19 protein-coding genes and 2 pseudogenes are annotated in these 23,075 nt (G+C 51.1%); 15 read left to right on the top strand and 6 right to left on the bottom strand.

The genetic code is table 11. The features are described 5' to 3' along the window. Positions 1-315: 315 nt before the first annotated feature. From OGV52_RS19750 to OGV52_RS19730, 5 genes are all read left to right on the top strand, one after another. Entirely contained in the window at positions 316-1,590 is a 1,275-nt protein-coding gene (locus tag OGV52_RS19750) for a Glu/Leu/Phe/Val family dehydrogenase (RefSeq protein ID WP_016153352.1), read from the top strand. 325 nt (positions 1,591-1,915) lie between these two features. After that, complete coding sequence (gene dhaK, locus OGV52_RS19745) at positions 1,916-2,986, top strand: dihydroxyacetone kinase subunit DhaK (RefSeq protein WP_200052071.1); 1,071 nt, start codon at positions 1,916-1,918, stop codon at positions 2,984-2,986. A gap of 11 nt (positions 2,987-2,997) precedes the next feature. Beyond that, positions 2,998-3,630 (top strand): dihydroxyacetone kinase subunit DhaL, encoded by a 633-nt coding sequence (gene dhaL / locus OGV52_RS19740; RefSeq protein ID WP_016153354.1) that lies wholly within the window; start codon positions 2,998-3,000, stop codon positions 3,628-3,630. A gap of 10 nt (positions 3,631-3,640) precedes the next feature. Beyond that, positions 3,641-5,071: a dihydroxyacetone kinase phosphoryl donor subunit DhaM gene (gene dhaM / locus OGV52_RS19735; protein ID WP_200052072.1), complete on the top strand. Its 1,431-nt coding sequence runs from the start codon at positions 3,641-3,643 to the stop codon at positions 5,069-5,071. 171 nt (positions 5,072-5,242) lie between these two features. Beyond that, positions 5,243-6,955, top strand: coding sequence for an alpha,alpha-trehalase (locus OGV52_RS19730; protein ID WP_287109009.1), 1,713 nt, complete (start codon positions 5,243-5,245; stop codon positions 6,953-6,955). A gap of 332 nt (positions 6,956-7,287) precedes the next feature. Here OGV52_RS19730 and OGV52_RS19725 read toward each other — a convergent pair whose 3' ends face one another. Then, positions 7,288-7,542, bottom strand: coding sequence for a GlsB/YeaQ/YmgE family stress response membrane protein (locus OGV52_RS19725; RefSeq protein WP_016153363.1), 255 nt, complete (start codon positions 7,540-7,542; stop codon positions 7,288-7,290). A 200-nt stretch (positions 7,543-7,742) separates the two neighbouring features. Between OGV52_RS19725 and ycgR the strand changes: the two genes are divergently transcribed. Continuing rightward, positions 7,743-8,477, top strand: coding sequence for a flagellar brake protein YcgR (gene ycgR, locus OGV52_RS19720; protein WP_095715404.1), 735 nt, complete (start codon positions 7,743-7,745; stop codon positions 8,475-8,477). Positions 8,478-8,488: 11 nt separating this feature from the next. Here ycgR and emtA read toward each other — a convergent pair whose 3' ends face one another. Further along, a complete protein-coding gene (emtA, locus tag OGV52_RS19715; protein ID WP_016153365.1) occupies positions 8,489-9,100 on the bottom strand; it encodes a membrane-bound lytic murein transglycosylase EmtA in 612 nt (203 codons plus the stop codon). 98 nt (positions 9,101-9,198) lie between these two features. Here emtA and ldcA point away from each other — a divergent pair, with 98 nt between their 5' ends. Further along, positions 9,199-10,113: a muramoyltetrapeptide carboxypeptidase gene (gene ldcA, locus OGV52_RS19710; protein WP_200052074.1), complete on the top strand. Its 915-nt coding sequence runs from the start codon at positions 9,199-9,201 to the stop codon at positions 10,111-10,113. Positions 10,114-10,210: 97 nt separating this feature from the next. Continuing rightward, a pseudogene (locus OGV52_RS19705) lies at positions 10,211-11,941 on the top strand (potassium/proton antiporter); the annotation flags it as partial. Here the strand turns inward: OGV52_RS19705 and OGV52_RS23590 are convergent. The 3 genes and pseudogenes from OGV52_RS23590 to OGV52_RS19695 all read right to left on the bottom strand — a co-directional run. Beyond that, a pseudogene (locus OGV52_RS23590) lies at positions 11,882-12,004 on the bottom strand (hypothetical protein); the annotation flags it as partial. The pseudogenes OGV52_RS19705 and OGV52_RS23590 overlap by 60 nt on opposite strands. A 53-nt stretch (positions 12,005-12,057) precedes the next feature. Then, positions 12,058-13,128 carry a catabolic alanine racemase DadX gene (gene dadX, locus OGV52_RS19700; protein WP_016156782.1) on the bottom strand — a complete coding sequence of 357 codons (1,071 nt, stop codon included), beginning with the start codon at positions 13,126-13,128 and terminating at the stop codon, positions 12,058-12,060. A 12-nt stretch (positions 13,129-13,140) separates the two neighbouring features. Continuing rightward, complete coding sequence (locus OGV52_RS19695) at positions 13,141-14,439, bottom strand: D-amino acid dehydrogenase (protein WP_016156783.1); 1,299 nt, start codon at positions 14,437-14,439, stop codon at positions 13,141-13,143. A gap of 322 nt (positions 14,440-14,761) precedes the next feature. Here OGV52_RS19695 and OGV52_RS19690 point away from each other — a divergent pair, with 322 nt between their 5' ends. Beyond that, positions 14,762-16,294 carry a SpoVR family protein gene (locus OGV52_RS19690; protein WP_003833557.1) on the top strand — a complete coding sequence of 511 codons (1,533 nt, stop codon included), beginning with the start codon at positions 14,762-14,764 and terminating at the stop codon, positions 16,292-16,294. Positions 16,295-16,369: 75 nt separating this feature from the next. Here the strand turns inward: OGV52_RS19690 and fadR are convergent, their stop codons facing one another. Next, a complete protein-coding gene (gene fadR, locus OGV52_RS19685; RefSeq protein ID WP_016153370.1) occupies positions 16,370-17,089 on the bottom strand; it encodes a fatty acid metabolism transcriptional regulator FadR in 720 nt (239 codons plus the stop codon). Between the two features lie 236 nt (positions 17,090-17,325). On the opposite strand from fadR, the gene nhaB reads away from it, so the two are divergent. The 6 genes from nhaB (at position 17,326) to OGV52_RS19655 (ending at position 23,056) form a co-directional block, all read left to right on the top strand. Then, positions 17,326-18,870, top strand: coding sequence for a Na(+)/H(+) antiporter NhaB (nhaB, locus tag OGV52_RS19680; RefSeq protein WP_047502172.1), 1,545 nt, complete (start codon positions 17,326-17,328; stop codon positions 18,868-18,870). Between the two features lie 141 nt (positions 18,871-19,011). Further along, positions 19,012-19,542 carry a disulfide bond formation protein DsbB gene (gene dsbB, locus OGV52_RS19675; protein WP_003844060.1) on the top strand — a complete coding sequence of 177 codons (531 nt, stop codon included), beginning with the start codon at positions 19,012-19,014 and terminating at the stop codon, positions 19,540-19,542. A gap of 110 nt (positions 19,543-19,652) precedes the next feature. After that, a complete protein-coding gene (locus OGV52_RS19670) occupies positions 19,653-19,994 on the top strand; it encodes a TehB family protein (RefSeq protein WP_016153372.1) in 342 nt (113 codons plus the stop codon). A gap of 346 nt (positions 19,995-20,340) precedes the next feature. Next, positions 20,341-20,703 carry a GtrA family protein gene (locus OGV52_RS19665; RefSeq protein ID WP_287109008.1) on the top strand — a complete coding sequence of 121 codons (363 nt, stop codon included), beginning with the start codon at positions 20,341-20,343 and terminating at the stop codon, positions 20,701-20,703. Continuing rightward, positions 20,700-21,626, top strand: a complete 927-nt coding sequence (locus OGV52_RS19660) for a glycosyltransferase family 2 protein (RefSeq protein WP_287109007.1) — start codon at positions 20,700-20,702, stop codon at positions 21,624-21,626. Before OGV52_RS19665 ends, OGV52_RS19660 begins: the two co-directional genes overlap by 4 nt. Next, positions 21,623-23,056 carry a glucosyltransferase domain-containing protein gene (locus tag OGV52_RS19655; RefSeq protein ID WP_287109006.1) on the top strand — a complete coding sequence of 478 codons (1,434 nt, stop codon included), beginning with the start codon at positions 21,623-21,625 and terminating at the stop codon, positions 23,054-23,056. Before OGV52_RS19660 ends, OGV52_RS19655 begins: the two co-directional genes overlap by 4 nt. The last annotated feature ends 19 nt before the right edge of the window (positions 23,057-23,075 follow it).

Genomic DNA, 23,075 nt, shown 5'->3' with positions numbered 1-23,075 from the left:
CTTAATCGCAATAAAGCAAACACATTTTATTATCATATTATTTACTTTTAGAGGTGCGTCATAAATCTGACAAATTGCGATTTTTATAAATCATGCATATTAAATTACCCAATCAGCAAGATAACCGAAATATCAGCATAATCAGAGAATAACTATTCACTTCCCAGCTAAAGCCCATACCCTTCATGCCGATAAACCGTGTTAGCCGGACAGGCCATTCTATGAAATAAATGTTAAATTTAGGTTCATATGGTGTGATTCACTGTATACCACGGCCAAATTAAGAACATATTACTTTTATAACTAAGGTTTATCATGGATAAGTTATCTTACGCTTCAGATAGCAGCACATCTGCCTGGAATACCTACCTGCAACAAATCGAGCGTGTGGCCCCTTACCTGGGCGAACTTTCCCATTGGGTGGATACCCTGCGCCACCCAAAACGCGCGCTGATTGTCGATATCCCGGTGCAGATGGATGACGGTACTATCCGTCATTTTGAAGGGTATCGCGTGCAACATAACCTCTCCCGCGGGCCGGGCAAAGGCGGTGTGCGTTATCATCCTGATGTTGATCTTAATGAAGTGATGGCCCTGTCCGCATGGATGACCATCAAATGCGCAGCGTTGAACCTGCCGTACGGCGGTGCGAAAGGTGGCGTGCGCGTCGATCCGTTCTCGCTTTCCGAAGGTGAACTGGAGCGTTTAACCCGCCGTTATACCAGCGAAATCGGCATTATCATCGGGCCGCAGAAAGATATTCCTGCGCCGGATGTGGGGACTAACGGAAAAGTAATGGCCTGGATGATGGATACCTACTCCATGAACCACGGCACCACCGTGACCAGCGTGGTCACCGGTAAACCTATTCACCTTGGCGGCTCGTTAGGCCGTGATAAAGCCACCGGTCGTGGTGTTTTCGTCAGCGGTCTGGAAGTGGCGCGTCGTGCCAACATCGACGTTGAAGGCGCTCGCGTAGCGGTGCAAGGTTTTGGTAACGTCGGCAGCGAAGCCGCCCGCCTGTTCGCGGCAGCAGGAGCACGCGTGGTCGCGATTCAGGATCACACCGCAACGCTGTTTAACTCAACGGGTATCGACATGGCCGCGTTGTCTGCCTGGCAGCTGGAGCACAAACAGATTGCCGGTTTCCCGGGCGCTGAAACCATTGCCAGCGAAGCCTTCTGGAGCCTGGAGATGGATATTCTGATCCCGGCCGCGCTCGAAGGCCAGATCACCCGTCACCGCGCGGAAACGCTGACCTGTAAACTGGTACTCGAAGGCGCTAACGGCCCAACCTATCCGGATGCAGACGACGTTCTGGCAAGCCGCGGTATCGTGGTTGTCCCAGACGTTGTTTGTAACGCCGGCGGCGTAACCGTCAGCTACTTCGAATGGGTTCAGGACATGGCTAGCTTCTTCTGGAGCGAAGAAGAGATTAACAATCGCATGGACAAAATCATGACCGATGCGATGGTACACGTGTGGGAAAAAGCGGCAGAGAAATCCTGCTCACTGCGTACGGCAGCCTACATTGTTGCCTGCGAACGCATTCTACTGGCACGTAAAGATCGCGGAATTTATCCGGGCTAACGCCGAAATCGACCTTGCCTACAAACCACCTGCTCTGCAGGTGGTTTGTTTTCCATAAACACCCGTTAATCAGCTTCCCGGCCAAATACGGCCCAACCTCTCATTTTCGCTGTTTTATGCACCATGACGTTCCAATACGGAACATTATTATGTTGCTACGTTTCGTATTGAAACGCCCATTGCAGCAATTTTCTTTTGCCAACCCGTGTGCAAAATTACCTTATCGGCAGCGAGCAGTCGCCGTGGCGTTGTATAACCCGATACCCTACATCAGATGCCTGCCCGAATCTGGCAGCCATCCAGGACTGTCTGCGGAGCATAAATAATGAAAAAATTGATTAACCGTGTTGAAGACGTACTGACTGAACAACTCGCCGGACTGGCGAAAGCGTATCCTTCCCTGGCCCTGCATCAGGATCCGGTATATGTCACCCGCGTAGATGCGCCGGTAATGGGCAAAGTGGCGCTGCTTTCCGGCGGCGGCAGCGGACACGAGCCTATGCACTGCGGTTACATTGGTCAGGGCATGCTCTCTGGTGCCTGCCCGGGTGAAATTTTTACCTCACCCACGCCGGATAAAATGTTCGAATGCGCCATGCAAATTGATGGCGGCGAAGGCGTACTGCTGATCATCAAAAATTACACCGGCGATATTCTTAATTTCGAAACCGCCACCGAGCTGTTGCATGAAAGCGGCGTCAAAGTCACCACCATGGTAGTGGATGACGACGTGGCGGTGAAAGACAGTCTGTATACCGCCGGTCGTCGTGGTGTGGCGAATACCGTATTGATCGAAAAACTGGTCGGCGCTGCCGCTGAACGCGGTGACTCACTGGAAGTTTGTGCGGCGCTGGGTCGTAAACTGAATAACCAGGGCCACTCCATTGGGATAGCCATTGGCGCCTGTACCGTTCCGGCCGCCGGACAACCGTCGTTCACGTTGCAGGATAACGAAATGGAGTTTGGCGTGGGTATCCACGGGGAACCCGGCATTGACCGCCGCACCTTCACTTCCCTCGATCAAACCGTTGATGAAATGTTCGATACCCTGCTGGAAAACGGCAACTACAGCCGTACGCTCCGCCACTGGGACAACGTTCAGGGCGCGTGGCAGGAAGGCAAAGAATGCAAACGCGCGTTGCAAAGCGGCGATCGTGTCATTGCGCTGGTCAATAATCTCGGTGCGACGCCGCTGTCAGAACTCTTCGGCGTGTATAACCGCCTCGAAAGCCGTTGCCAGGACGCCGGCATCGTCATTGAGCGCAACCTGATCGGTTCTTACTGTACCTCTCTGGATATGACCGGCTTCTCAATCACCCTGTTACAGGTGGATGACGACACGCTGAGCTTATGGGATGCACCGGTTCACACCCCTGCTCTCAACTGGGGTAAATAAGGAGATACATGATGTCCCTCAACAGAACACAAATTGTTAACTGGCTCTATCGCTGCGGTGAGATCTTCACCACCGAAAGCGATTTTCTCACCGGTCTTGATCGGGAAATTGGTGATGCCGACCACGGTCTGAACATGCACCGCGGCTTTAGCAAAGTCGTCGAAAAGTTGCCGTCCATCGCCGATAAAGACATTGGTTTTATTTTGAAAAACACCGGCATGGTGCTGCTCTCAAGCGTCGGGGGGGCCAGCGGTCCACTGTTTGGTACCTTTTTTATCCGTGCCGCCCAGGTGACCCAGGCTCATCAAAGCCTGACGCTTGAGGAGTTGTATCAAATGATTCGTGATGGCGCGGAAGGTGTGATTAGCCGCGGTAAAGCTGAACCTGGCGACAAAACCATGTGCGATGTCTGGCTGCCGGTAGTGGAATCTTTACGCCAATCCTGCGAGCAAAAGCTGAGCGTGCAGGCGGCGCTGGAAGCGGCAAGCCAACAAGCGGAAGCAGCAGCGCAAAGCACCATCACCATGCAGGCCCGCAAAGGCCGCGCCAGCTATCTCGGTGAGCGCAGCATTGGGCATCAGGATCCCGGCGCAACGTCCGTAATGTTTATGATGCAAATGCTGGCTCAGGCGTCCAGAGAGTAAGGATAAAGCGATGGTAAACCTGGTTATTGTTTCTCACAGCGCCCAGTTGGGCGAAGGCGTCGGCGCGCTAGCCCGGCAGATGTTAATGGGTGATGGTTGCAAAATCGCTATTGCCGCAGGCATTGACGATCCTGAGAATCCGATTGGCACCGATCCTATCAAGGTGATGGAAGCCATTGAGTCCGTGGCCGATACGGATCACGTGCTGGTGATGATGGATATCGGTAGTGCGCTACTGAGTGCGGAAACCGCGCTGGAACTGCTCGATCCGGCCATTGCCGCCAAAGTACGTCTGTGCGCCGCGCCGCTGGTCGAAGGCACGCTCGCCGCAACGGTTAGCGCTGCCGCAGGTGCTGACATTGAGCGGGTCATCTGTGATGCCATGAACGCCCTCGACGCCAAATGTGAGCAACTGGGTTTACCTTCGTCATCTGCAGCAAAGCCGACATCTGCCGAATTCGCGCCCGATGCAGATGCTCATTCAGTGGCCATTGTGGTGAAAAACCCAAACGGCATTCATGTGCGTCCAGCTTCACGGCTGGTTTCCGCGCTGTCTGGCTTTAACGCCGATATGTGGCTGGAGAAAAATGGCAAGTGCGTCGTCCCTGATAGCCTGAATCAGATTGCCCTGCTGCAGGTACGCTGTAACGACACGCTGCGCCTGATTGCCAAGGGCGAACAGGCAGAGGATGCGCTGGCCGCATTCAAACAGCTGGCAGCTGAGAATTTTGGTGAATCGCTCGAGCCCGCGCATGCTGATACCGTGGTGACGAAGGTTCCCTCACAGGTCACGGGGACGGCATTCTGTTACACACCGTTCTCACCGCAGGTAAGCCAACAGCCTATAGCCTCACTCCAGATTGAGCAGCAACGGTTACGGGTCGCTATCCAAAGCACGCTGAACGACTTAAGCGAGCTAACCGCGCTTGCAGAAGAGAGATATTCCGCAGATATCGCCGCTATTTTCTCTGGTCACCACACGCTGTTGGACGATCCGGATCTGTTCGATATGGCCTGCGATCTAATGCGTGAAACGCAGTGCAGCGCGGCCTGGGCCTGGCATCACGTGCTGAGCGATCTCAGCCAGCAGTATTTACAGCTCGACGATCCTTACCTGCAGGCGCGATACATCGATATTGAAGATTTGTTGTCTCGTTCACTGCAGTATTTGACGGGAGAGACTGCACAAATTCCCGCGTTCATCCGCCCCACTATTTTGGTCGCGGAGGTCATCTATCCTTCTACGGTGCTGCAACTCGATCCGAAGACCATCAAAGGCATCTGCCTGCGGGACGGGAGCGAAGCGTCCCACCCGGCGATTATCGCCCGTGCAATGGGGTTATGTTGGTTATGTCAGCAAGGCGAGGCCATCGAGAGTATCACGATGGGTGATACCCTGACCCTTGACTGCGTGGCCCAGCGGATAACCCGCGCGGGCTGATGTCGGTTGCACGCCCTTTCCCGACAAAGGGTGTGCATCTTTTCGATTCGCGTCGGGAAATGTCTGTTTATTCGCAAAATGGGGCGTCGATCACGCGCAACGGTCGATCCTGAACTAAGGTTTTCTCATGGTAAATGCCGCTGCTTCGGCACACCCTAAGGAGATTAACCGATGATAACGCCTGCAACTCGCCATCCAGGCCTGCTCTCTATTGCAATAAAACTGACGCTCGCAAGCACCTTTTTTGCCCTTTCCTCTTTTGCCGTCAACGCCGAGGACGCGCCAACCGCAACGCCTCAGCCGCCTGATATTTTGCTTGGCCCTCTGTTTAACGATGTACAAACGGCCAAACTGTTTCCTGACCAGAAAACCTTTGCTGATGCCGTTCCTAACAGCGATCCATTAATGATCCTTGCCGATTACCGGATGCAGAAAAACCAGTCCGGATTCGACTTACGTCATTTTGTGGAAGTGAATTTCACCTTGCCGAAAGCTGGCGAGAAATACGTCCCCCCAGCCGGGCAATCGCTGCGCGAGCATATTGACGGACTGTGGCCGGTACTCACCCGTTCGACAACCGACGCTGAAAAATGGGACTCTCTGCTGCCGCTCCCGGAACCGTATGTCGTGCCTGGCGGGCGTTTTCGCGAAATATATTATTGGGACAGCTATTTCACCATGCTGGGGCTTGCCGAGAGCAATCACTGGGATAAGGTCTCCGACATGGTGGCAAACTTTGCTTACGAGATTGATTCCTGGGGACACATTCCTAACGGCAACCGCACCTACTATCTGAGCCGTTCTCAACCGCCATTCTTTGCCTTTATGGTGGAACTGCTGGCGCAGCATGACGGGGATGACGCGCTGAAAAAATACCTCCCGCAGATGCTCAAAGAATACACCTACTGGATGGAAGGCGTCGAAACGCTCCAGCCCGGCCAGCAGAATAAGCGCGTGGTTAAGCTGGATGACGGCACCATTTTGAATCGCTACTGGGATGACCGCGATACGCCGCGGCCAGAGTCCTGGGTGGAGGATATCGCCACAGCGAAAAGCAATCCGAACCGACCGGCCACAGAAATCTACCGCGACCTGCGTTCTGCCGCCGCGTCGGGTTGGGACTTTAGTTCCCGCTGGATGGATAACCCCAATCAACTAGGCACCCTGCGCACCACCAGCATCGTTCCGGTCGATCTCAATGCGTTGATGTACAAAATGGAAAAGATGATCGCCCTCGCCAGCAAGGCCGCCGGGGATAATGCCAAAGCTGCACAATATGAAGGCTTCGCTAATGCCCGACAAAAAGGGATCGAAAAGCACCTGTGGAACGACAAAGAAGGCTGGTATGCCGATTACGATCTGAAGAGCCACAAAGTACGTAACCAACTCACGGCCGCTGCCCTGTTCCCGTTGTATGTCAATGCAGCAGCAAAAGATCGCGCCAGTAAAGTGGCCGCGGCAACCCAGGCGCATTTGCTGCAACCCGGCGGCCTGGCCACCACGTCGGTGAAAAGCGGCCAGCAGTGGGATGCTCCCAACGGCTGGGCCCCGCTCCAGTGGGTCGCCGCATCGGGATTACAGAATTACGGTCAGGATAACGTCGCCATGGACGTGACCTGGCGATTCCTCACCAACGTGCAGCACACCTACGATCGTGAGAAAAAGCTGGTTGAAAAGTATGACGTGAGCAGCACAGGCACTGGCGGAGGCGGCGGCGAATATCCGTTGCAGGATGGTTTTGGCTGGACCAACGGCGTAACGCTAAAAATGCTCGACCTGATCTGCGCCAAAGAAAAGCCCTGTGACAGCGTGCCCGCATCGCGCCCGGCCCCGGCAAGTACCACGCCAGTCGAGCCTAAAAAACTGGCTCAGCCGACATCTTAATGCCGTTACCTGAAGCGTTTTACTCCCCGAATCCGCGCTGCGTCGCGGATTTTTTCTGGCTTATATTTCGCCATTCCTGTTGTCTCTACGCCATCTAGCCCTTATGGGGTATTCCGGGTTTTCATCCGTGAGAAATTGATTCGCAAGGGTACGGTGATAGTACCCTTAACACGTTCACAGGTCGTATTGCCTCAGAGAAGTGACAAACATAAGGTGAACGTAGCAATATGCCGGAGGCAACAGATTCGTTACCTCCGAATGTGCCACTCTACGTTGTCGCTACGACCACTCATCATTAACTGACAAGTATTACCCCGTCAGGGGCCGTTCGATTAATCTCGTCGCACAAGCCGAAAGACACCCAGCACAACAATCGCGCCGACCACGGCCACCAGGAAGCTGTGGAGATTAAACCCGCTGATATCGCCGCCGATACCGAACATCGTAGCCAGCCATCCACCGACCACAGCACCGATAATACCGAGAATGCAGGTCAGGATAAATCCACCGCCATCGCGCCCCGGCATAATCAGTTTGGCGATAACCCCCGCAATCAGACCAAAAATAATCCAGGTAATAATTCCCATTTCCAGGCCCTCTTTCCAGTGAACGCACGCGCAAGACATTCTTGCGCCAGCACGTTAAGTATAGGCAAGCCATCGCTACGTGCTTTTTCCCTCAGACTTAATTCATTGGGTTTGGTAAAAAATTTCATCCATTTGTATTAAGTTCCGTTGATTGATGCCGATAATCCAACGATAAACCAGGCATCCAGGAGTCATTAGGTGTGAGTAACTACAATGAGCAGTTCCTGAAGCAAAATCCGTTAGCGGTGTTAGGCGTACTCCGGGACTTAAATTCGCAGCAGGTTCCGCTGCGTATCTCCTGGTCTGGTGGCCAGTTCATCAGCAAAATACTGGCGGTCAGCCCGGACGAACTGATCATGGATTTTGGTAGTCAGGAATATGAAAACCAGGCCGTGCAGCGGGCCAGTCAGATAACGATTATCGCCGAAACACAGGGAGCCAAAGTGGAGTTCACCCTGCCACAGCTGAAAAAAGGCGAATACCAGCGGTTACCCGCATTTATCTCATCATTGCCGCCATCTCTGTGGTTCGTCCAGCGTCGGGAATATTTCCGTATCGGTGCTCCGCTGCATCCCCCCTATCGCTGCACGGTAAAAATGCCGGATAACAGCACGCTGTGTTTTCGCTTATTCGATTTGTCTCTTGGCGGTATGGGCGGGCTGTTAGAAACGGCAAAACCAGAGGGACTGGTAGAAGGCATGCGCTTTTCACAGGTTGAACTGAACATGGAGCAATGGGGAGTGTATCAGGTGGACGCCCAGCTAATTTCCATTAGCGAACGCAAAGTTATCGACGGGAAAAACGAAACAATTACCACTCCCCGCCTGAGCTTTCGTTTTCTCAACGTCGGCCCGGCGGTGGAGCGTAACCTACAGCGAATTATTTTTTCCCTCGAGCGCGAGGCCCGGGAAAAGTCGAATAAGGTGCGCGATTAGCATCACCTGAATTACATCACATCCAGCGCTTGTTGAAGCTTCCAGATATAGCGCGGAGCCTGCGGCGCCGGATGATTATCCGCAACATGTTCAATAAATTCATCCGGGCTGAGATCGTTTATCTTATTAATGGCTTTTTTCCTGTCGGAGGAGAACGTTCGCAGCAGCGCGCCCGCACCGTTGGCGTACGATACCACCAGCGCATATTGCATCACCTGCGGATCTTCGATCCCGGCCAGCGGCCCGGTCTCAAGAATGCTCAGGTATGCGGCCCCCATCGAGATATTGCGCTCAGGATTTTTCAGCTCGCTGGTTGACGGCTCGCCACTCCACCCCATGCGACGATAAACATCACGCCCTGACGTAGAGGCTTTTAACTGCATCAGGCCAATCGCATTAGACTTACTGACCGCATTCGGGTTTCCACCTGATTCAATAGCGATGATAGCGGTAATCAATTGTGGACTGACACCCCAGGCCGCACCGGCTTTTTCGCTGATCGGCATCCATTGCATTGCGCGTTTAACCGGAACTTCAGCATTCCACGGCGGATTTTTGTAATCCTGTTTTGAACTACAGCCCGCAAGTAATACAACCAAAAAAGCAAACCATCTCAATTTCACGTCATCTATCCTTATAGCCGGAACCTGTCGCTGAGGTGACAACGACATACCTACGCGGCATGATATACATTTGGTTTTAGTTGTAGCAAGGAAATGCCATGTCCCGGTTTCACTTAATTGCCCCGTCGGGCTACTGTATCAACCAGCAGGCTGCCTTACGCGGGCTGGCGCGTCTTACTGAGGCCGGTCATCAGGTCGACAATTCAGCGGTCATTGCGCGCCGCTGCCAGCGTTTTGCGGGTACAGAAGCAGAACGGCTTGCTGATGTGAACGCGCTCGTAAATCTGAACACGCCCGATACCATTGTCATGGCAGTACGCGGCGGCTATGGTGCGAGCCGTTTACTGGCAGATATTGACTGGCAGGCGCTGGCGAACCGTCAGCAACACAACCCACTGCTGCTGTGCGGACACAGCGATTTTACCGCGATCCAGTGTGGTCTGCTGGCGCAGGGGAATGTGATTAGCTTCAGCGGCCCGATGCTGGCGGCTAACTTTGGCGCCGAGGAGATGAACGCATTTACCGAGCACCATTTCTGGCAGGCTGTTCGCAATGCCCAATTTACCCTCGAGTGGCAAGGTAACGGTCCGGCATGTGCGACCGAAGGTACGCTATGGGGCGGAAATCTGGCGATGCTCATTTCTCTGATGGGCACGCCGTGGATGCCCGCTATCGAAAACGGCATTTTGGTGCTGGAAGACATTAACGAGCATCCTTTTCGCATTGAACGCATGCTGCTGCAACTGTATCACGCAGGAATACTGGCCCAACAAAACGCCATTATCCTCGGCAGTTTTAGCGGCAGCGCACCTAATGATTACGACGCGGGTTACAGTCTTGGCTCAGTTTGTGATTTTCTACGCGCCAGGTTATCGGTTCCGGTGATCGACGGCCTCGATTTTGGTCATGAACAACGCACCGTCACCTTGCCGTTGGGGGCCAGAGCGGTACTGAAAAATGATAAAAACGGCGCTCAGCTCACCTTAAGTGGGCATCCGGTACTTAAATCGTAAAAAAAGCGGTTAACAGGGCTAAGTAAAACGCTGTTTCTGTCGTTATTATGTTAGGGTTTATAAATACGAAACAGCGTAATTCAGGAGTAACCGAACGTTGGATGCCGCAGCAATAATTAGCCTTTTTATTTTGGGTTCCGTACTCGTCACCTGCAGTATCTTACTCAGTTCATTCTCATCACGTCTTGGTATCCCTATTCTGGTGATATTTCTCGCTATCGGTATGTTAGCGGGAGTCGACGGCGTGGGCGGTATTCCTTTCGATAACTACCCTTTCGCCTATATGGTGAGTAACCTGGCGCTGGCGGTTATCCTGCTCGACGGCGGGATGCGCACCCAGGCCAGCTCATTTCGTGTCGCGTTAGGCCCGGCGCTGTCGCTGGCGACCGTCGGGGTGCTGATTACCTCCGGACTCACCGGCATGATGGCCGCGTGGCTGTTTCATCTGGATCTTATCGAAGGACTCCTGATTGGCGCGATTGTCGGTTCAACCGATGCCGCGGCGGTTTTTTCCCTGCTCGGCGGCAAGGGGCTTAACGAACGTGTTGGCTCTACGCTGGAAATTGAATCCGGGAGTAATGACCCGATGGCGGTGTTTTTAACCATCACGCTTATCGCCATGATTCAAAATCACGAGACCGGTTTAAGCTGGATGTTTGCGGTGCATATTATCCAGCAGTTCGGCTTAGGGATCATACTGGGTCTCGGTGGGGGCTACCTGCTTCAGCAAATGATTAACCGCATTTCACTGCCTGCCGGGCTTTATCCGCTACTGGCCTTAAGCGGTGGGATCCTGATTTTTGCCCTGACCACTGCACTGGAAGGCAGCGGTATTCTGGCGGTCTATCTGTGTGGTTTCCTGCTGGGTAATCGCCCCATCCGCAACCGATTTGGCATTCTGCAAAACTTCGACGGTCTGGCCTGGCTGGCGCAAATCGCCATGTTCCTGGTCCTGGGACTTCTGGTTACGCCGTCCGACCTGCTGCCTATCGCGATCCCTGCGCTGATTTTGTCTGCATGGATGATATTCATTGCCCGTCCGCTTTCGGTCTTCGCCGGACTGTTGCCGTTTCGTGGCTTCAATCTGCGCGAGCGCATTTTCATCAGTTGGGTGGGCCTGCGCGGTGCAGTCCCCATCATCCTCGCCGTGTTCCCAATGATGGCGGGTCTGGAGAATGCGCGCCTGTTCTTTAACGTCGCGTTCTTCGTGGTTCTGATCTCGCTGCTGTTTCAGGGAACGTCACTTTCCTGGGCCGCCAAAAAAGCCAAAGTGGTGGTTCCTCCCGTCGGCTGGCCCGTTTCGCGCATTGGTCTGGATATTCATCCGGAAAACCCCTGGGAGCAGTTTGTTTATCAGCTCAGCGCGGATAAGTGGTGTGTAGGAGCCGCACTGCGCGACCTGCATATGCCGGAAGAGACGCGAATTGCCGCCCTGTTTCGTGACAACGTGCTGTTTCACCCATCCGGCAGTACGCGGCTGCGTGAAGGCGATGTTCTGTGCGTCATTGGCCGCGAGCGCGATCTCCCGGCTCTCGGCAAGCTGTTCAGCCAGTCGCCGCCGGTGTCGTTAGACCAGCGCTTCTTCGGTGATTTTATTCTTGAGGCCAGCGCGAAATATGCCGATGTGGCACTGATTTATGGCCTGGAAGATGGCACAGAGTATCGTGATAAACAGCAAACGCTGGGTGAAATTGTTCAGCATCTGCTTGGCGCCGCGCCGGTCGTCGGTGACCAGGTTGAATTTGCTGGCATGATCTGGACGGTTGCTGAGAAAGAAGATAATGCGGTGCTGAAGGTCGGTGTTCGCGTTGCTGAAGATGAGGATGAGGCGCGTTGATGCTTTTTGCCGGGCGGCGGCAGCGCTTTGCCCGGTTTGCGCTCTGCGTCGCATAAACGGTGTAGCCGGATGAAACACATCAGCGTCGACATCCGGCTTCAGATACGTTACACCGTCACAACCGGCACGCGCAGCGCCAGAGAACACATCAACTCGTAGCCCACCGTACCCGCGGCGCTGGCCACATCGTCAATTTTAATCTCTTTGCCCCACAGCTCTACCGGCGTCCCGATCCCCGCCTGCGGACACGGTGTCAGATCTACCGCCAGCATATCCATTGAGACCGTCCCCACCGTTGTAGTGCGTACGCCGTCCACCAGCACCGGCGTTCCGCTTGGCGCATGGCGCGGATAACCGTCTGCATACCCGGTCGCCACAATGCCAATGCGCTGCTCGCCGCTGGCGGTATAGCGTCCCCCGTAGCCCACCCGATCTCCAGCTTTCAGCGTCTGTATGCCGATTATCTCGCTGCTCAGGGTCATGACCGGTTTCAGGCCGGTATTGGCGATGTCCCGCCACTGTCCCGAAGGTGATGCGCCATACAAAATAATGCCCGGGCGCACCCAGTCATAATGTGCTTCAGGGTGCCACAGCGTGGCGGCCGAATTGGACAGCGACCGTCTGCACTCCAGCCCTTCTGTCGCCTGTGCAATCCGCGCCATAGCTTCCTGAATACCTTCCGGGTGCTCCGCATCTGCAAAGTGGGACATCAGCGTCATTTCACCGACGTTGGGCATTGCCCGCAGCTGTTGCCAGACCGTTGATACTCTTTCCGGTAAGAAACCCAGTCGGTTCATGCCGCTGTTCACCTTCAGGTAAACATCCAGCGGCGCGTTGAGGCGCGCATTTTGCAGCGCTTTTAATTGCCAGTTACTGTGTACACAGGTGGTCAGACGATATTTGTCATACACCATCAGGTCTTCGGCGTGGAAAAATCCCTCCAGCATGAGTATCGGGCCTTTCCACCCGCGCTCACGCAGGGTTATCGCTTCTTCAAGATTGAGCATGGCAAAACCGTCGGTTGTGCCCAGCGCATTCCAGACACGTTCAATGCCGTGTCCGTAGGCATTGGCTTTCACCACCGACCAGACGCGGGCGTCCGGCGCGGCCTGGCGAGTAATGGTCAGGTTTTGTTTCAACGCCTGCAGGTCAATGCTGGCCAGTATCGGGCGAGTCATCTCACGTCCTTATCAGTTATGTGCGCCATGTAAATGCCGTGGACGAGATGGGGTAAACCCCGGGCTGTAACGCGCCACGCTCAGATCGTCGTAAGGAATGGCTGGTGTGCGGCCAGACAGAATGTCGCTCAGCAACTGACCCGAACCGCAGGCCATGGTCCAGCCCAGCGTGCCGTGGCCGGTATTAAGCAGTAGATTCTTAAAGCGCGTTCGCCCGATCACTGGCGTACCGTCCGGCGTCATCGGACGCAGCCCGGTCCAGAAGGTTGCCTGCTCCACATGCCCACCGCGTGGGAAGAGATCGCGGACGACCATCTCCAGCGTCTCACGACGGGGTTGCAGCAATTCCGTATTGAAGCCGACAATCTCCGCCATGCCGCCAACGCGAATACGGTTATCAAAGCGGGTAATGGCGATTTTGTAGGTTTCATCAAGGATCGTTGAAACCGGCGCACCGTCATCTTGCGCCACCGGAATGGTCAATGAATAGCCTTTGAGCGGATAGACCGGAATATCAACGATCCCTTTTAGCATCGCCGTAGAGTACGAACCGAATGCCATCACATAGGCATCGGCTTTGACTATCTCCTCGCCACACTGAACGCCATAAATCTGCTCACCATCGCTCAGCAGCTTATCGACCGGAGTATTAAAGCGAAATTTCACACCCGCCTGCTCCGCCATCAGCGCCAGACGCTGGGTAAACAGCTGGCAGTCACCCGTTTCGTCATTCGGTAAACGCAGACCGCCGGTGAGCTTGTGTGCCACTTCCGCCAGCGCCGGTTCAACTTCCGCCAGACGGCTTGCTTCCAGGAGCTGATACGGCACGCCGGCGTCTTCGAGGACGGCGATGTCGCGGGTCGCGTTCTCATACTGTTGAGCGGTACGGAACAGTTGCAACGTTCCGCCCTGGCGTCCTTCGTACTCGATACCGGTAGAGGCGCGTAGCGCTTTCAGGCAATCACGGCTGTATTCCGCCAGTCGCACCATCCGGCCCTTGTTTTCCATGTAATGGCTGGTGTCGCAGTTGCGTAGCATCTGCCACATCCATTTCAACTGGAACTGCGTCCCGTCGAGGCGAACGGCCAGCGGCGCATGGCGCTGAAACATCCATTTAATTGCTTTAAGCGGGACGCCTGGCGCCGCCCAGGGTGCTGCATAACCTGGAGAGATTTGCCCCGCGTTCGCCGCACTGGTTTCCAGTGCCGGACCGGGCTCACGATCAATGACGGTGACTTCGTGTCCAGCCTGACTTAAGTACCAGGCGCTGGTCACGCCAACGACACCACTTCCCAGTATGACAACTCGCATAGCCACTCCGTTAACAGTAAAAGAACAATCATCTGATTACATCTTGATAACTCAGTTGAAAATATTATTCAACATATGGCTTTTTTATGGTGACTTATCTCACATATGGCGGTGATGGCGGGGAACTCCCTGCTTTGGTATCTCCTGCTGTGCGTTATTTTTATCCAGCATAAAATTTTGCGGCCATACCGTTTTTCGACGCCTCGCTAACAAGAAATCGCAAAGAAAAAATTTCAGCCGCAGCACGTTTTTTAACACCATGATCTATGCTTGAAATGAGGTACTCCAGACAGAGAGTGCCGCCAACAATGAGGGTGCGCGAATGGCTACGATTGATTCCATGAACAAGGACAGCACACGGTTAAGCGATGGACCCGACTGGACGTTTGATCTGCTGGATGTCTATCTGGCGGAAATAGACCGCGTGGCGAAACTCTACAGACTGGATACCTACCCGCACCAAATCGAGGTGATCACCTCCGAACAAATGATGGACGCTTACTCCAGCGTCGGGATGCCAATCAACTATCCGCACTGGTCGTTTGGTAAAAAATTTATTGAAACCGAGCGTTTGTATAAGCATGGTCAGCAGGGGCTGGCCTATGAGATTGTTATCAACTCCAATCCGTGTATCGCGTATTTGATGGAGGAGAACACCATCACCATGCAGGCGTTGGTGATGGCGCATGCCTGCTACGGACATAACTCCTTCTTTAAAAACAACTATTTGTTCCGTAGTTGGACGGATGCCAGCTCCATCGTTGATTACCTGATCTTCGCGCGAAACTATATTACCCAGTGTGAAGAGCGTTACGGCGTGGATGAAGTCGAAAAGCTCCTCGACTCCTGTCACGCGCTGATGAACTACGGCGTGGATCGTTACAAACGCCCGCAAAAAATCTCCCTACAGGAAGAGAAAGCCCGACAGAAAAGCCGTGAAGAGTATCTGCAAAGCCAGGTAAATATGTTGTGGCGTACGCTGCCGAAGAAAGAGGAAGAGAAAACCGTTGCGGAAGCCCGACGTTATCCTTCTGAACCGCAGGAGAACCTTCTGTACTTCATGGAGAAGAACGCCCCGCTGCTGGAATCCTGGCAACGCGAAGTGCTGCGCATTGTGCGCAAGGTCAGCCAGTATTTTTATCCGCAGAAACAGACGCAGGTGATGAACGAAGGGTGGGCCACTTTCTGGCATTACACCATCCTTAATCACCTTTATGACGAAGGTAAAGTCACCGAACGGTTTATGCTGGAGTTTTTACATAGCCATACCAACGTGGTATTCCAGCCGCCGTACAACAGCCCGTGGTATAGCGGGATAAATCCCTATGCTCTGGGTTTTGCCATGTTCCAGGATATTAAACGAATTTGTCAGTCGCCTACCGAAGAGGACAAATACTGGTTCCCGGATATAGCAGGTTCTGACTGGCTGGAAACCCTGCATTTCGCGATGCGCGATTTCAAAGATGAGAGCTTCATCAGCCAGTTTCTGTCACCGAAGGTTATGCGTGATTTCCGTCTGTTCACCGTGCTGGATGACGATCGTCATAATTATCTGGAGATTTCCGCGATTCACAACGAGGAAGGATATCGTGAGATCCGCAACAGGCTGTCGTCGCAATATAACCTGAGCAACCTTGAGCCGAATATTCAAATCTGGAATGTCGATCTGCGCGGCGACCGCTCGCTCACCTTGCGCTATATTCCGCATAACCGCGCTCCGCTGGATAAAGGACGCAAAGAGGTGCTCAAGCATGTGCACCGGCTCTGGGGTTTTGACGTGATGCTGGAGCAGCAGAATGAAGACGGCAGTGTGGAACTGCTGGAGCGTTGCCCGCCGAGGATGAACGGTCTGTAAATCTTATTGCCGGATGGCGACGCGAAAACGTCTTATCCGGCCTACAATGCATTTCGTAGGCCGGATAAGCTGCGATTAGCGCCCCTGAATAGCTAAATCGCCCGGCAGGTTTTTCTGCATACGATGCCAAATTTCGCCGCTGTCGTGACCATAGCGACGCACCGTTTCATATACCTGCTCATGAGCACCCTGATCACAAAGTTCTGACAGCTTACGGTAAAAGCTCAGCGCCAGTGCGCGGGCTTCCGGATTGGCGAAATAATGGCGGCCAATGCGGGTATATAATCCCTTCATTCCATTGAGGATCAAACCGTAAATCGGATTGCCAGAGGCAAATGCCAGACCGCGGAAAATGTTATAGTCCAGATCGGCGAACGCATCAGCATGGTCGGCCACCTGATTTGCCGTTGCCAGAACCTCCTGCGCTTTATCAGGATGCTGGCGAAACGCGGTACGAACAAAGATCGTCGAGATGTTGGTACGCACGGACAGCAGATTATCAATAAGCTGCGGCACGCTCTCGTGATCGAGACGCGCCAGCGTTTCAAGGATATTTAGCCCGGAGGTTTCCCAGAAGTTATTCACCTTCGTCGGCTTGCCGTGTTGAATGGTCAACCAGCCGTCCCGCGCCAGACGCTGTAATACCTCGCGTAACGTGGTACGTGTCACTCCAATCAGTTCAGAGAGTTCACGTTCAGCAGGCAAAATAGTGCCAGGTGGGAAGCGGTTATTCCAGATACTTTCAATGATGTACTCTTCCGCGAACCCAGCCGGGCTTTGCGCCTTAATGACCATAGTGATAATTCCATTACACAGCAAAACATAGTTACAGTTATCATACCAGACGGGCTACATGGCTGATAGCTGACGCAATGAAGAAAAAGTGGATCAAGGCTTCATTTTCCAGATTACGCTGAAGCACAGCCAGCCTTGTCCGTCGCGTGAATAGCTTGCCTGTACTCCCTCCTCCCGCTAAGCTTTGCGGTCAAACATAAAAACATGATTTCATTTTTAAAGGTAGGGAAATCACCATGGAGCTATCATGGGGCCGCGCTATGTGGCGCAATTTTTTAGGTCAATCACCTGACTGGTACAAACTTGCACTACTCGTATTCTTAGTCGTTAACCCGGTTATATTTTTCATCAATCCCTTTATTGCGGGCTGGCTGTTGGTGGCCGAGTTCATTTTTACGCTGGCGATGGCGTTAAAATGTTACCCGCTGCTACCAGGCGGGCTGCTAGCCATCGAGGCGGTCATCATCGGCATGACCAGCGCCACACATGTGCGTGAAGAGGTTGCCGCTAACCTTGAGGTGCTATTGCTGCTGATGTTTATGGTGGCTGGCATCTACTTTATGAAGCAGTTGCTGCTGTTTATTTTCACCCGCCTACTGCTTACGATTCGCTCCAAGATGCTGCTGTCGCTGGCATTTTGCGTTGCCGCCGCCTTCCTTTCTGCATTCCTGGATGCGCTGACCGTCGTTGCCGTGGTAATCAGCGTAGCGGTTGGTTTTTATGGTATCTACCATCGCTTCGCCTCTTCCCGCACGGAAGACAACAATATGCTCGATGATAGCCATATCGATCAGCACAATAAGATCGTACTGGAGCAGTTCCGTGGTTTTCTGCGCAGCCTGATGATGCATGCGGGTGTCGGTACAGCGTTAGGCGGCGTAATGACTATGGTCGGCGAACCGCAAAACCTGATTATCGCCAAAGCGGCTGGCTGGCATTTTGGTGACTTTTTCCTACGCATGTCGCCGGTCACCGTCCCGGTGCTGATTTGCGGCCTGTTAACCTGCATGCTGGTTGAGAAATTGCGCTGGTTTGGCTATGGCGAAACGCTGCCGGAGACCGTCCGCGATGTCCTGCAACAGTTTGACGATCAAAGCCGTCAGCAGCGTACTCGTCAGGAAAAAATCAAACTGATTATCCAGGCGATTATCGGTATCTGGCTGGTGGTTGCCCTGGCCCTGCATCTGGCGGAAGTCGGATTAATCGGTCTGTCCGTCATTATCCTGGCCACGTCGTTGACCGGCGTTACTGACGAACACGCGATTGGTAAAGCGTTTACCGAGTCGCTGCCTTTCACCGCCCTGCTGACCGTGTTCTTCTCTATCGTTGCGGTGATTATCGATCAACAGCTCTTTTCACCGATTATTCAGTTTGTTTTGCAGTCCTCTGAACATGCTCAACTGACGCTGTTCTATCTCTTTAACGGCCTGCTGTCTTCTATCTCGGATAACGTGTTTGTCGGCACCATCTACATTAACGAAGCCAAAGCCGCGTTGGAACATGGGACCATCAGCCTTAACCAATTTGAGCTGTTAGCGGTGGCGATCAATACCGGGACTAACCTGCCTTCCGTTGCTACACCAAACGGCCAGGCGGCATTCCTGTTCCTGCTGACCTCCGCGCTGGCACCATTGATTCGACTCTCTTATGGCCGCATGGTGTGGATGGCTCTGCCTTATACTCTCGTCCTGACGCTGGTTGGTCTGCTTTGCGTCGAGTTCACGCTTGTACCGGTGACTGAGTGGATGACCCAGGCGGGCTGGTTAGCTACACTTTCATAACAATTTACCGGGCAAATCACTGCCCGGTTTGACTTTTTGCATGATAATTATCCGATTACTCAAATTTTCAATTCCTGCTAGTGGCGCATAAATTGAATTGGTTTAAACTGCGCTCTCTACGCATGTTGCAGGGAAATTATTATGTTGCGATTTTTAAACCAGTGCTCCCGAGGTCGTGGTGCATGGTTATTGTTGGCGTTAACCGCCTTTGCGCTGGAGCTTGTCGCGCTGTGGTTCCAGCACGTCATGCTGCTAAAACCTTGCGTGTTGTGTATTTACGAACGTAGCGCATTATTTGGCGTGATGGGCGCGGGGCTGGTGGGGGCTATCGCACCAAAAACGCCGCTGCGCTATGTGGCGATGATTATCTGGATTTACAGTGCCTGGCGCGGACTGCAGTTAGCGTATGAGCACACCATGATTCAGTTGCACCCATCACCGTTTATGACCTGTGATTTTGCCGCACGCTTCCCGAGCTGGCTGCCGCTGGACAAATGGCTGCCGCAGGTGTTTTTAGCATCCGGTGACTGTGCTGAACGCCAGTGGTCTTTTTTAACCCTGGAAATGCCACAGTGGCTGTTGGGGATCTTCGCCGCTTACCTGGTGGTCGCCGTGCTGGTAGTCATAGCACAGCCGTTTAAACCGAAAAAACGTGACCTCTTCGGTCGCTAACAGAGACGCTCCTTCGGGAGCGTTTTTTTTGCCTTAAATTCATTGCCTGCTGGCATCTATAAAATGTATATTAAATGCATCTTATAGATGCCACACCAAGGAGATGTCTGATGTCCCATTTACGCATCCCGGCAAACTGGAAAGTAAAACGCTCTACTCCCTTCTTTACCAAAGACAACGTCCCGGCAGCACTTCTTTCTCACCATAACACCGCAGCAGGCGTGTTTGGACAGCTCTGCGTGATGGAAGGTACGGTAACGTATTATGGCTTTGCCAATGAAGACGCAAAAGAACCTGAAGTGAAAGTGGTGATTAATGCCGGTCAGTTCGCGACCAGCCCACCGCAGTACTGGCATCGCGTTGAATTAAGCGACGATGCGCAATTCAACATTAACTTCTGGGTGGAAGATGACAACCACTCCGATGAGATGTATCAGGCGAAAAAGTCTTAACCCTTAACGCCTGCTAATCGATGGGCGGCTCAGTCCGCCCATGAAGGTTTGTTCAGGATAGACGGCACTATTAAATTATTGTACGTCGAAGTGAGCTGAAGGCAGTCATAAAGCAGAGTGTTAGCGCAAGACGAATCAATTCCTACATAGGTTTTGAGTTGTTTTGCGCTAATTTTTTGCCCCATCGATGCCCCATAACAAATCCCATCATCTTAAGACATGCAAAACCCTGCAAGCCTGCAAAGCTTTGTGTGTGATTTTTTGTCTTACACCTGAATTTCATAGGTCGATCGCAGCCCTTTCAGATGATAAACTCCCTATCTTTAGGAATTTACTGATTTTTATAATGCTAAAGCTATTCGCTAAGTACACAACAATAGGTGTCATTAACACTCTAATTCACTGGGTGGTTTTCGCTATTTGCATATACGCATTCCATACTGGGCAGGCGCTTGGCAACTTTTCCGGATTCGTTGTCGCTGTTTCGTTCAGCTTCTTCGCTAACGCAAGGTTCACGTTTAAGTCATCGACTACCACGCTACGCTATGTGCTGTATGTCGGGTTCATGGGCACCCTGAGTGCCGCTGTTGGTTGGGGTGCTGACAAATCCGGCCTAGCACCTATCATTACATTAATCGCTTTCTCCGCCATCAGTCTGGTGTGCGGTTTTATTTATTCTAAGTTCATAGTCTTTAGGGATGCGAAATGAAAATTTCTTTGGTTGTTCCTGTCTTCAATGAAGAAGCCACCATACCAATTTTTTATAAAACCGTTAGAGAATTTGAAGATCTGAAACCATACGAAGTTGAGATAATATTCATCAATGATGGAAGTAAGGACAATACAGAGTCAATTATCAATGCACTGGCAGTTTCTGACTCGCTCGTAATGCCATTATCATTCACCAGGAACTTTGGAAAAGAGCCAGCACTTTTCGCAGGCCTCGATCATGCAACTGGAGACGCAATAATCCCGATTGATGTTGATCTGCAGGACCCAATAGATGTCATCCCTCGACTCATTGAGAAATGGAAATCCGGCGCCGATATGGTATTGGCAAAACGCTCCGATCGTTCTACAGATGGTAGACTTAAGCGCAAGACAGCAGAGTGGTTTTACAAACTACACAATAAGATAAGCACTCCTAAAATTGAGGAGAATGTTGGAGATTTTAGACTAATGTCACGTGAGGTGGTTGAGAACATAAAGCAATTGCCAGAGCGTAATCTCTTCATGAAAGGTATTCTTAGCTGGGTAGGAGGAAAAACTGATGTTGTTGAATATGCCAGAGCTGAGCGTGTGGCTGGAGATTCAAAATTTAACGGCTGGAAACTTTGGAATCTTGCTCTTGAGGGGATCACAAGTTTTTCAACTTTCCCTCTCCGCATGTGGACATACATAGGAATTGTAGTAGCTGGTATTTCTTTCATGTATGGTGCATTGATGATTGTTGACACATTAGCATTTGGTAACCCTGTCAGAGGATATCCATCTCTGTTAGTGTCTATACTTTTCCTTGGTGGAGTTCAATTAATTGGAATTGGAGTTCTTGGTGAGTATATAGGTAGAATTTACGTGGAGTCGAAATCAAGGCCTAGGTACATTTTAAAAAAGATGGTGATTAAAAAATGATTAAGGACTGGAAGTTTTTAATTTTATTTAGCGTAATAGCTTATATTTTGCAATTTATAATTGCAGACATTTATTATGGAGATGATTTATTCAGAGTTGTAGATGCTTATTTTTTATGGGGTGATGATGGTCGACCTTTGGCAGATATTTTTTACAGGATATTTTTGCCATTAAATTCATCATATCTTCCAGATGTTTACCCTATACCATTACTGACATCTTCAATTTTATTTTCTTTTGTTTTTTACAAAGTAGTAGAAAACTTTTGCGATGAAGAAGGAAGTTTTAAATACATTATACCAATTATATTTTTATCCAACACCTTCTTTATTTCAAATCTATTATTTAGATTTGACGGAGCATTTATGCTTCTGGCCATGGTTTTATCATCACTTCCATTTGCATTGAATAGAGATAATAAATGGATATGGTCTGTATTAACAGTAATATCACTGGTTTCATCTTTTTGTTTGTACCAGTCATCTGTAAATATTTTTATTGGCTTTACTTCTATATATGCTTATGTTGCCTACTGCAAAACCCGAGATTTAAAAAAATCAATAATTTCAATTTTGCATAGTGCAATTATTTTTGTTTTATCTTATGCAATATATGCTTTTATATTGAAATTTATTCCATTGAATTCCCATTTCACTGAGTTTAATAAAGCCATTGATCCATCCATTGAAGGTGTGAATATATTTATTAATAATATAAGCACATCACTAATATATGTGAAAAAACTTTTAGGAAGCGGATTATTATATCCAATCACTTTCGCTTATATTGTGTCGTTGGCGTATGTTATTCACAGTTCACTGAAAAACAGAGATGTTTACATCCTGATTTTTTATTTTATTGCTGTAATTACATGTGCATTCTCTATATGTGGGATAGTATATTTTGGTAAGTTCGCATCATTCTTCCCTAGAGTTTTTTGTGGTCTTTCTGTTTTCTTAGTACTTCCTATCATTGTATTACATAAAGTTAGAGCCAGTAATATAATTGCCATACCAGTTTGTTTGTTCCTACTTATACCTCAATTGGTTTTGTGCTCTACTACTTTAAACGCATCAAAATTTGAGATTAGTCAAGCTGATTCCATATCAAAATCTATAATATTTGATATGCAACAATATGGATCAGGTGAAAAAATAGCCATCATAGGCAAGCCAAGCCACGCACCAAGGACAATACCAGCACTAAGATCTTTCCCAATCATAGAAGACTTGTTACCTGTAGTATTTAGAGGTGGATATGATGGTGGAAGGTATACATTGTTAGCAAATGGAATGCCAAGGAAACAATTTGCTTCTGATAAGGAAATTGACTTTATACGTGCTAATATAGCATCCTTGAATCCAGCAACATCAAACAATGTATATAATTATTACGTATACAATAATATATCAATTATTTACTTTAAGTAAATTGAAGGCATGCCAATAA

Source organism: Citrobacter sp. Cb041, assembly GCF_030336655.1.
GTDB lineage: Bacteria > Pseudomonadota > Gammaproteobacteria > Enterobacterales > Enterobacteriaceae > Citrobacter > Citrobacter braakii.
Note: the sequence above shows the minus strand (reverse complement) of the source record. Positions and strands in the feature narration are given on the sequence as shown.

Excerpts from the sequence above, each read along its gene's own strand:
- OGV52_RS19750 (WP_016153352.1), top strand. The coding sequence starts at position 316 with ATGGATAAGTTATCTTACGCTTCAGATAGCAGCACATCTGCCTGGAAT.
- dhaK (WP_200052071.1), top strand. The coding sequence starts at position 1,916 with ATGAAAAAATTGATTAACCGTGTTGAAGACGTACTGACTGAACAACTC.
- dhaL (WP_016153354.1), top strand. The coding sequence starts at position 2,998 with ATGTCCCTCAACAGAACACAAATTGTTAACTGGCTCTATCGCTGCGGT.
- dhaM (WP_200052072.1), top strand. The coding sequence starts at position 3,641 with ATGGTAAACCTGGTTATTGTTTCTCACAGCGCCCAGTTGGGCGAAGGC.
- OGV52_RS19730 (WP_287109009.1), top strand. The coding sequence starts at position 5,243 with ATGATAACGCCTGCAACTCGCCATCCAGGCCTGCTCTCTATTGCAATA.
- OGV52_RS19725 (WP_016153363.1), bottom strand. The coding sequence starts at position 7,542 with ATGGGAATTATTACCTGGATTATTTTTGGTCTGATTGCGGGGGTTATC.
- ldcA (WP_200052074.1), top strand. The coding sequence starts at position 9,199 with ATGTCCCGGTTTCACTTAATTGCCCCGTCGGGCTACTGTATCAACCAG.
- dadX (WP_016156782.1), bottom strand. The coding sequence starts at position 13,128 with ATGACTCGCCCGATACTGGCCAGCATTGACCTGCAGGCGTTGAAACAA.
- OGV52_RS19695 (WP_016156783.1), bottom strand. The coding sequence starts at position 14,439 with ATGCGAGTTGTCATACTGGGAAGTGGTGTCGTTGGCGTGACCAGCGCC.
- OGV52_RS19690 (WP_003833557.1), top strand. The coding sequence starts at position 14,762 with ATGGCTACGATTGATTCCATGAACAAGGACAGCACACGGTTAAGCGAT.
- fadR (WP_016153370.1), bottom strand. The coding sequence starts at position 17,089 with ATGGTCATTAAGGCGCAAAGCCCGGCTGGGTTCGCGGAAGAGTACATC.
- nhaB (WP_047502172.1), top strand. The coding sequence starts at position 17,326 with ATGGAGCTATCATGGGGCCGCGCTATGTGGCGCAATTTTTTAGGTCAA.
- dsbB (WP_003844060.1), top strand. The coding sequence starts at position 19,012 with ATGTTGCGATTTTTAAACCAGTGCTCCCGAGGTCGTGGTGCATGGTTA.
- OGV52_RS19670 (WP_016153372.1), top strand. The coding sequence starts at position 19,653 with ATGTCCCATTTACGCATCCCGGCAAACTGGAAAGTAAAACGCTCTACT.
- OGV52_RS19665 (WP_287109008.1), top strand. The coding sequence starts at position 20,341 with ATGCTAAAGCTATTCGCTAAGTACACAACAATAGGTGTCATTAACACT.
- OGV52_RS19660 (WP_287109007.1), top strand. The coding sequence starts at position 20,700 with ATGAAAATTTCTTTGGTTGTTCCTGTCTTCAATGAAGAAGCCACCATA.
- OGV52_RS19655 (WP_287109006.1), top strand. The coding sequence starts at position 21,623 with ATGATTAAGGACTGGAAGTTTTTAATTTTATTTAGCGTAATAGCTTAT.